Genomic DNA, 8,199 nt, shown 5'->3' on the forward strand with positions numbered 1-8,199 from the left:
GTGTCAGGTATTTTTTATGTCGCTACGCATCTGCATTCTGGAAACCGACATCCTGCGTCCGGAACTGGTCGATGAATATCAGGGTTACGGGCAGATGTTCCAGCGCCTGTTCTCGCAACAGCCGATCGCCGCCGAGTTCACGGTGTACAACGTGATGCAGGGCGATTATCCGAGTGATGACCTGACCTTCGATGCGTACCTGGTCACCGGCAGCAAGGCCGACTCGTTCGGTACCGACCCGTGGATCCAGACCCTCAAGCAATACCTGCTGACCCGCTATGAGCGCGGCGACAAACTGCTCGGCGTGTGCTTCGGCCATCAACTGCTGGCGCTGCTGCTGGGCGGCAAGAGCGAGCGCGCCACGCAAGGCTGGGGTGTCGGCATCCACAACTACAAACTGGCGGCCAAGGCGCCGTGGATGAGCCCGGTGCGTGAAGAGCTGACGCTGTTGATCAGTCACCAGGACCAGGTGACGGCGCTGCCGGAGAATGCAACGGTGATTGCGTCGAGCGATTTCTGCCCGTTTGCCGCGTACCACATCAACGATCAGGTGCTGTGCTTCCAGGGTCATCCGGAATTCATTCACGACTACTCGCGAGCGCTGCTGGATCTGCGTCAGGAAGCGCTGGGCGAGCAGGTTTACAGTAAGGGTGTGGCCAGTCTGGAGCATCAGCACCACGGCACCACCGTCGCGGAATGGATGATGCGTTTCGTGGCGCACAAGCCGACCGCTGCTTGAATCCAGACGCCCCCGTGTTTTACACGGGGGCGTTTTTTCTTATAGCCAGCCGGATTTCTTGAAGCTCGCCCACAGGCTCACGCAGCCGACCGTGATAAAGCCCAGCACGCCGAAATAGCCGTAGTGCCAGCTCAGCTCCGGCATGTTCTGGAAGTTCATCCCGTAGATCCCGGCCACCGCTGTCGGGAACGCCAGAATCGCCGCCCATGCAGCGAATTTGCGCTGCACCACGCTCTGGCGTGATGCTTCCAGCAGCACGCCGATTTCGATGGTCTGGCTGGCGATATCGGCCAGGGTGGTCAGATCTTCCATCTGCCGGTTCACGTGGATCTGCACGTCGCGAAAGTACGGGCGCATGTTCTTGTCGATGAAGGGGAAGCTCAGCTTCTGCAGTTCTTCGCCGATTTCCACCATTGGCGCGGCGTAACGGCGCAGGCGCAGGACGTCGCGACGCAGGCCGTGCAGCTTCTGGATGTCGTATTCATTCAATGCGCTGCACAACACGTTGCGTTCCAGTTCATCGATCTCGGCGTGGATCGCTTCGCCCACTGGCTGATAGTTTTCGATCACGAAATCCAGCAGCGCATACAGTACGAAATCTTCCCCGTGCTCCAACAACAGCGGCCGCGCCTCACAGCGTTGGCGGACGTGGGCGTAGGACGCCGAGTGGCCATTGCGGGCAGTGATGATGTAGCCCTTGCCGGCGAAGATGTGGGTTTCGATGAACTGCAGAATCCCGTGTTCGCGCACCGGCGAGTAGGTGACGATGAACAGCGCGTCGCCAAAGGTTTCCAGCTTCGGCCGGCTGTGCTTTTCCAGGGCGTCTTCGATGGCCAGTTCGTGCAGGTTGAACTGACGTTGCAGGTTGGACAGTTCCTGGGCGCTCGGCTCTTCGAGGCCGATCCAGACGAAGTGGCCGGTCTTGGCGGCCCAGGCCGCGCCTTCGTCGAGGGAAATATTGGTGACTTTCTTACCGGCGCTGTAAACCGCAGCAGCAACAACTCGACCCATGGTGGTGATTCACTTCTTCTTGGCAGATGGCAGGGGAGACATGGCTTCAGCTTAGCCGTGTCGCTGCTTGAGAGTCAGTGAAATCTGCACAGTTCACCGGGCAAAAGAAAACCCGCACAGGGCGGGCTTCTTTTTCACGCAGCTTGCAGCTGCCGGTCCATCGCATCGATGCATTCGCGCATCTGTTCGCGGCACTGGTTGATCAGCATGGGCATGTCATCCATGGTCAGGCCGACGGTAGGAATTGCCGGCAGCGAGCGTATGAGAACTTTCCCGCTGTGCCAGCGGTTCAGACGCATGTGCTTGATGTAGCTGCTGACACACACCGGAACGATCGGCACCCCGGCGGCGATGGCCATCTGGAACGCGCCTTTCTTGAATGGCAGCAGTTCCTCACCCAGGTTGCGCGTGCCTTCCGGGAACACCCAGATCGAGGTGTCTTTGTGCTGCAAGGTGTCGGTGGTGGTCAGCATCGACTGGCGCGCCTTGTGCGCGTTCCCACGATCGATCAACACATTGCCCGCCAGCCAGAACAGCTGCCCGAACAGCGGCACCCACTTCAGGCTCTTTTTGCCGATGCACACCGTCCGACGCGGCACCACGTTGCCGAACACGAACAGGTCATAGTTGGACTGATGATTGGCGATGATCACGCAGCTGTCGGGTTTGTTCATCAACGGGCCGACTTCGGCCTTCACTCGCAGACGCAAAATGCACATGGCCGGCAGTGCATAGAGGCGGGCGCACAGGCGACTGTTGTCCGGATTGAATGGCCGGCACAGCCCGAGGATCACTCCGAGTATCCCCGCCAGAATAAAGTGCAGGCCCATCAATAACATACGAAACACAAACAGCATTTTCAGGCCCATCGGGACAAAAGGTGGCGCAGTGTACGGATGTGCACTGTTTTCGGCAATTGCCGCTATAGAGTCCGGAGATGGGCGATGTTTAAGCGCATGTTTCCGACTTGTTGGTCAGAGGCGTCCTAGAGCTGCCGCGGAGTTTTCAACAAGCCGCGTAAGAAAAAGCCCGACACGACGGTGGGGCTTTTCTGAATCGGTATGAGCCGGGTGTCACCCCAGATGCTCCTGATCCTGGATGATCGCGTTGTCCAGGGTTTCCAGCAGCGCCTTGCGCACTTTCAACTTGGTGTTCTTGTGTGCGGTCATGTTGATCTTTTTCAACTGACGCGCGGCGGCGAGGGCGGCGCCTTGCAGTTCTTCGGCCGCGACCACTTTGTCGAGGAAGCCGGCATCCACTGCGCTTTGCGGATCGAACATCTCGCCATTGATGACCGAGCGGTGGAAGGCCGAGCGACGCAGGCGATCACGGGCCAGCTCGATGCCGGCGTGGTGCATGGTCATGCCGATCTGCACTTCGTTCAGACCAATGCTGAACGGGCCGTCGACACCGATCCGGTAATCGGCGGACAACAGAATGAATGCGCCTTTGGCTACGGCATGCCCCGGGCAAGCAACAATCACCGGGAACGGGTGCGACAACAGGCGGCGGGCCAGGGTCGAGCCGGCGGTCACCAGCGACACGGCTTCTTTAGGGCCGGCAGTCATCACTTTCAGGTCGTAGCCGCCAGAGAGAATGCCCGGCTGACCGGTGATGATCACAATGGCACGATCCGCCACCGCCTGATCCAGCGCCGCGTTGAAGGCCGCGATCACGTCCGGGGAAATGGCGTTGACCTTGCCGTTGCTCAGGGTCAGGGTCGCGATACCGTCTTCGAGGTGGTAGGCAATCAGGTCGCTCATGGCGCAATTCCTTATAAGAAAGATGGGCAGACGTTACCCACCGTCGCCGGTCAGGTAAAGCACTGTGACTGACCCGCCAGTCACCGTTTACCGGCCGATGCGCTGCAACACGCCCCGCGCCTGACGCCTGCGCACCTATATAGAAGGGCTGCGCCCACCCGAGATTGGCCGGATTGCCATGGCCCCTAGAAGGTGGAAGCGACTTTTTCTCTTAACCGCATGAAAATTCTGAAAAAAAGTTTGCCATCAGAAAAGCTTTCGACTACATTAGCGCGCCTCGACAGACAGAACATGTTTGAAGAGATACGGTGAAGTGTCCGAGTGGCTTAAGGAGCACGCCTGGAAAGTGTGTATACAGGAAACTGTATCGAGAGTTCGAATCTCTCCTTCACCGCCAAATTCGATGTAAACAAAACCCCTGGTTTCGAAAGAAGCCAGGGGTTTTGTGCATTCTGGCGTCCGGATTTTTTTGGTCACAGAGATCGGTTCGGCTTCCCTTTGCCAGGGCATTACAATCGCGGCTTTATCCGGCAAGTAAAAGGACGACCTCCATGATCATTTCCACCACCCACTCCATCGAAGGCCGGCAGATTACGGCGTATCTGGACATCGTCAGTGCCGAGTCGGTGCAGGGCGTGAATGTGATTCGCGATATGTTCGCGGGCATGCGGGACTTTTTCGGCGGGCGTTCGCAGACGCTGGAGCGGGCGTTGAAGGAGGCGCGTGTTCAGGCGACTGACGAGATCAGGGAGCGCGCGCGGGCCTTGCAGGCGGATGCGGTGGTCGGGGTGGATTTCGAGATCAGCATGCCGGCAGGGAAGGGCGGCATGGTAGTGGTGTTTGCGACCGGTACAGCGGTCAAGTTGCGCTGAGCATTGGTTTCCGCTTGTGAGCCCATTCAACGGAATGGGCTCTTTGCTGACAATCAGCCCTGTGGTTTGAGCAGGATAGTGCCTTTCGAGTCGTAGGTCAGCGGCGTGTCGATCGCGACGAGAGGCGGTGTATCGCCGGGTTGAACTGGCTGAACCGGGTCCGGGTGGTAGATGACGCCAGGCTGCAACGGACTCGGTCCGGTCGGCTGCTTGATGACAATTTCACCTGAAGCGATCTTTTCCTTGAGTTTCTCCGCCCCGGCTTTGCCGGCGGCGATCTGTTCATCCGTGAGCTTTACAACGGGCAGTGTGGGGAATCCTTTGATTTCCATGTTCTCTCCTTGAGATTCATTGCGTACGAAAAAGGGCAGCGGCCGGTCGCCGCAAATCTTTAGCCGCGTGGGACCAACGGTTCCTCAATGTGTTTAATTTCCTTAGGCCATTCGTCGGGCTTCGGGTGATCTGAATCACAAGTCCAGGAATGACCGGCTAGTCTCAAAAGCCTTGGAGGTCGATATTTTTTCAGGCAAAAGGGTTTGCCGGTGTCGGCCCGCATTTGGAAAGGGGTGAAGAGATGACTGATCCGTACATCGAAGACGACGGGGCTGAGTTTTCATTCAACAATTGCGTGCGCTGCGGCCAGACGGAGTATCAGGCCGGATTCGGTGAGGATCCGGTGCAGACCGGCAAGATCAAGTCCACGGCACCCAAGGGGCCTAAAGCAAAATTTCTGCCCAAGGTGACGGCACGTTCCAGGAAGTAATCCGGATGCCACACGGCCCCGCCATTGAGCGGGGTTTTTTGTTTCTTTTATTTGAGAAATGCCCTACAGAAATTGCAAATTCGTTTGGTTTCTTTCACAAACTTTTCACACCCGGCTGAGTAGGGTGAAGCCATCCGTTAGAAAGCAAGTCTCCAGCCCGTCTCCCCAGCGGGCTTTTTTTTGCCTGCCATAAAACCTTTTCCATAATCGCTGTCCAATCGGCGCCAAGTACGCGGCGACGCTGGACATTGCCGCGGCAACAGCATTCAATCTGCGCCCTTTTTTATTCCTTCTGTTGAGGTTTTTCGTCATGCGTTTAACTCTGCCTGCTCTGGTTCTGGGGCTTCTGGTTGCTCAAGGTGCAATGGCTGGCGACGGTACCGCCGCACTGGGTGGCGGTCTGGGCGGCGCGCTGGGTAACGTGGTTGGCCAGAAAATGGGCGGCAGCAACGGCGCGGCCATTGGCGCTGGCCTGGCCGGCGCGGCTGGCGGTGCGTTGGCAGCGAAGAAGGGAGCCCGCACAAAGGCGGCTATTGGCGGTGGTGTCGGTGCAGCGGGTGGTTCGATCATCGGTAACAGCCTGGGTGGCAAGAACGGTGCGACTATCGGTGCCGGCTTGGGCGGTGCTGCTGGCGGCGCAGTGGGCAGCAACTTGTCCAAGGGTCACAAGCGTCACTGATTGCCAACGCGTGACTGAAAAGGCCCGGCTTTATGCCGGGCCTTTTCGTTGCTGAACGTTTTTCCCGAATTCGCCTCCAATGCTACGTAGCCCCCTCCGCGGGCGAACCGTCCCGACTCGGGACCTGTGAGGTCTGTATGCGATTGACATTATCCGCATTGGTTTTGGGATTGTTCGTGGCCCAAGGCGCCATGGCCGCCGGTGATGGCACGGCCGCCGTGGGTGGTGGATTGGGTGGCGCGTTGGGCAATGTGGTCGGCGGCCAACTCGGCGGCAGCACCGGTGCTGCGGTGGGTGCTGGCGTTGGTGGCGCGGCCGGCAGTGCCGTCGGAGCGAACAAACGCAATCGCACGGAAGCCGCCATTGGCGGTGGCCTCGGCGCCGCAGGCGGGTCCGTCGTCGGCAACAGCCTCGGCGGCTCCACCGGTTCGACTATCGGCGCAGGGTTGGGCGGCGCAGCGGGTGGCGCGGTCGGCAACAACCTGGGTGACGATGGCGGCAAGTCGCACTCCGGCGGTGGTCACAAGCACAAGAACAAACACAAGAACCGTCATCGTTGAGTGACCGGTTCTACGGAAACCCGGCTTTATGCCGGGTTTTTTGCGCCTGCGCGTCATGCGCAGGAACGAATAGCGACCATAATTTTCGAACGTCGTATACGAATGCGACTGACGAGGTGCGCCATGACTCCCGAAACCGAAGGCAATGAAGAAAAAGGCCCGAGCGGATTGCCGTTTATCAATGATCCGGGGAATGAAGACCCGGGGTCGTTGATGGATGATGCGACGGTTCCGCTTTTGGAGGGTGAGGAAGAGCTTGAGTATGAGGATTTTGATGATGATGAGTGATTGGATGCTCGTTTCGTCGAATATTGGAAATTCTATTTAGAGTCTTCAGCGAGTGAGCAGTGTTCTAACCCCGCCATTCGCTCAAACAAACGAGACATCAATCCTGTCCGCGTTAATTTTGACGAACTGCCCATCCAGATTTGGGTATTCGTAGTGGATATCCTGATCCGTAAAATCAACAAACGACCGGAAAATCTTGCCATCCAGGTAGCCATAAACCTCACAGGGGAATCCGCTACCGAGCATCTTGATCTGCTTTTTTTTGCATTGTGTAGCTGACGCAAATTCCTCACCAGACAACACCATTTCGAACTCAACGTCGTAAGTATTTCCGACCTCAATTTTCGAAGGGCTGTAGCTTGCGAAGCACCTAACCTCAACGCCCTCAACAGTCAGCAAGACAGCGTCTTCTACCAAATGGTCTATTTCGACGACCAATGCTTTGTGTGTCTTAGTCACGAGAAGGTCTTACTGTTTTATCTTGTGCATTACCATTAATTGTCCGCAAAAACTCTTTTCTACTTTTGGTGTGTAGAATCGTGATTTCATCATTTGTGTTGGTATCCACGAAAGCAAATTTTGCTTCATCTTTCCAGTTGGTCCCGATTAAAGGATATACCGTGCTAATCAAAAAGGAGTCTCGGTTAGATAAACTGTGGGGTCTCTAAGTCTCAGAAAAGATGTCGTGAACTCAATGGCGGAATTCTCCGAAATTGCCGTTACCTTAAACCGGAGGTCATTTCCAAGGATTGTCAATTTCAATGGTGTATTGGTTGGGAGATTTTTAATTGTAATGCTCTCAACCTCACTGCAGGTGATTCCAATTCGGCAAGCATTATATTGAGCTGATTGCCACTTTCTTGGCGGTTTGTCGGGTACTTCCCTTATGTCGAAGGCCATAGTAACCAAAGATTGATTGCTATCAATATCTATGGAGAACAGCTTTATTTCACCAATCTCGATGCGATTGCTGAACACCATAGAAAAAAAAGTACTCCCTTCAAGGTCGTTCCAGTACTGCATTTTTACCTCCTGAATGGATAGTGCTCATGTGTGTTGTCAACTTTTCCGTTTCTAGGATCGTCTGCAGGTCGTACGTTAAAATGAGAGCCTTGATCGCCTTTATTGTCGGTAGCTCCGAATTTGTGACCGGCAGTATGGTCTTGCAGTATCACAATGAATCCGTCCTCTCTAGTGAACCTATACTCTCTAGTCGGGATCGGCATCCCGGTGCTGGATAGAATATTTTTTCCACTTTTATTAGTCATGTTCGTGTAAGTATATTGACGCTGGCGTCCATTTACCTTGTCTATCTGTATGTCCGGCTGCTGACCCCTCGGAATCCCAGCGTCAGCTTTTGCCTGTCTGAATGCTCCTCGTCTTGAGATGTCTGGCTGCTCAGGTTCACCCGGATTAGGGCAAATGGCTGAGCGTTCACTCTTTGGAGGACAGTTGGACGTCAACCCCAGCGGATCCACCCACCCCGTCGGATTCGGCACGTACTGATACTGATTGAGTCCCCCG

General features: G+C 56.1%; 13 protein-coding genes and 1 tRNA gene. 7 read left to right on the forward strand and 7 right to left on the reverse strand.

Going from position 1 to position 8,199, the window contains the following annotated elements:
* The first annotated feature begins 16 nt into the window (after positions 1 to 16).
* Positions 17 to 739, forward strand: a complete 723-nt coding sequence (locus CAF74_RS28045) for an amidotransferase (RefSeq protein ID WP_007959955.1) — start codon at positions 17 to 19, stop codon at positions 737 to 739.
* A gap of 39 nt (positions 740 to 778) precedes the next feature.
* Here the strand turns inward: CAF74_RS28045 and CAF74_RS28050 are convergent, their stop codons facing one another.
* From CAF74_RS28050 to CAF74_RS28060, 3 genes are all read right to left on the reverse strand, one after another.
* A complete protein-coding gene (locus CAF74_RS28050) occupies positions 779 to 1,750 on the reverse strand; it encodes a magnesium and cobalt transport protein CorA (RefSeq protein ID WP_085748511.1) in 972 nt (323 codons plus the stop codon).
* A gap of 134 nt (positions 1,751 to 1,884) precedes the next feature.
* Entirely contained in the window at positions 1,885 to 2,607 is a 723-nt protein-coding gene (locus CAF74_RS28055) for a 1-acylglycerol-3-phosphate O-acyltransferase (protein ID WP_085748519.1), read from the reverse strand.
* Between the two features lie 216 nt (positions 2,608 to 2,823).
* On the reverse strand, positions 2,824 to 3,513 hold the full coding sequence (locus CAF74_RS28060) for a crotonase/enoyl-CoA hydratase family protein (protein WP_011333225.1): 690 nt from the start codon (positions 3,511 to 3,513) through the stop codon (positions 2,824 to 2,826).
* A 307-nt stretch (positions 3,514 to 3,820) separates the two neighbouring features.
* Between CAF74_RS28060 and CAF74_RS28065 the strand changes: the two genes are divergently transcribed.
* Positions 3,821 to 3,910 (forward strand) — tRNA-Ser (locus CAF74_RS28065).
* A gap of 154 nt (positions 3,911 to 4,064) precedes the next feature.
* On the forward strand, positions 4,065 to 4,385 hold the full coding sequence (locus CAF74_RS28070) for a YbjQ family protein (protein WP_085748512.1): 321 nt from the start codon (positions 4,065 to 4,067) through the stop codon (positions 4,383 to 4,385).
* Between the two features lie 53 nt (positions 4,386 to 4,438).
* Here CAF74_RS28070 and CAF74_RS28075 read toward each other — a convergent pair whose 3' ends face one another.
* Positions 4,439 to 4,717 (reverse strand): hypothetical protein, encoded by a 279-nt coding sequence (locus CAF74_RS28075; RefSeq protein ID WP_064594653.1) that lies wholly within the window; start codon positions 4,715 to 4,717, stop codon positions 4,439 to 4,441.
* 242 nt (positions 4,718 to 4,959) lie between these two features.
* On the opposite strand from CAF74_RS28075, the gene CAF74_RS28080 reads away from it, so the two are divergent.
* From CAF74_RS28080 to CAF74_RS29310, 4 genes are all read left to right on the forward strand, one after another.
* Positions 4,960 to 5,148, forward strand: coding sequence for a hypothetical protein (locus tag CAF74_RS28080; protein WP_085748513.1), 189 nt, complete (start codon positions 4,960 to 4,962; stop codon positions 5,146 to 5,148).
* 310 nt (positions 5,149 to 5,458) lie between these two features.
* Positions 5,459 to 5,827 carry a hypothetical protein gene (locus CAF74_RS28085; RefSeq protein WP_011333227.1) on the forward strand — a complete coding sequence of 123 codons (369 nt, stop codon included), beginning with the start codon at positions 5,459 to 5,461 and terminating at the stop codon, positions 5,825 to 5,827.
* Positions 5,828 to 5,964: 137 nt separating this feature from the next.
* Positions 5,965 to 6,387: a glycine zipper domain-containing protein gene (locus tag CAF74_RS28090; protein WP_007952177.1), complete on the forward strand. Its 423-nt coding sequence runs from the start codon at positions 5,965 to 5,967 to the stop codon at positions 6,385 to 6,387.
* Positions 6,388 to 6,510: 123 nt separating this feature from the next.
* On the forward strand, positions 6,511 to 6,675 hold the full coding sequence (locus CAF74_RS29310; protein ID WP_176240521.1) for a hypothetical protein: 165 nt from the start codon (positions 6,511 to 6,513) through the stop codon (positions 6,673 to 6,675).
* A gap of 81 nt (positions 6,676 to 6,756) precedes the next feature.
* On the opposite strand, the gene CAF74_RS28095 is transcribed toward CAF74_RS29310, so the two are convergent.
* The 3 genes from CAF74_RS28095 to CAF74_RS29350 all read right to left on the reverse strand — a co-directional run bounded on the left by CAF74_RS28095 (position 6,757) and on the right by CAF74_RS29350 (position 7,943).
* Positions 6,757 to 7,134 (reverse strand): hypothetical protein, encoded by a 378-nt coding sequence (locus CAF74_RS28095; RefSeq protein ID WP_085748514.1) that lies wholly within the window; start codon positions 7,132 to 7,134, stop codon positions 6,757 to 6,759.
* Between the two features lie 168 nt (positions 7,135 to 7,302).
* Positions 7,303 to 7,698 carry an Imm50 family immunity protein gene (locus tag CAF74_RS28105; protein WP_085748516.1) on the reverse strand — a complete coding sequence of 132 codons (396 nt, stop codon included), beginning with the start codon at positions 7,696 to 7,698 and terminating at the stop codon, positions 7,303 to 7,305.
* Positions 7,699 to 7,700: 2 nt separating this feature from the next.
* Positions 7,701 to 7,943 carry an HNH/endonuclease VII fold putative polymorphic toxin gene (locus CAF74_RS29350; protein WP_085748517.1) on the reverse strand — a complete coding sequence of 81 codons (243 nt, stop codon included), beginning with the start codon at positions 7,941 to 7,943 and terminating at the stop codon, positions 7,701 to 7,703.
* Between the last annotated feature and the right edge of the window lie 256 nt (positions 7,944 to 8,199).

Origin of the sequence: Pseudomonas sp. R45(2017) (assembly GCF_002112305.1) — a bacterium.
Lineage (GTDB): Bacteria > Pseudomonadota > Gammaproteobacteria > Pseudomonadales > Pseudomonadaceae > Aquipseudomonas > Aquipseudomonas paraglycinae.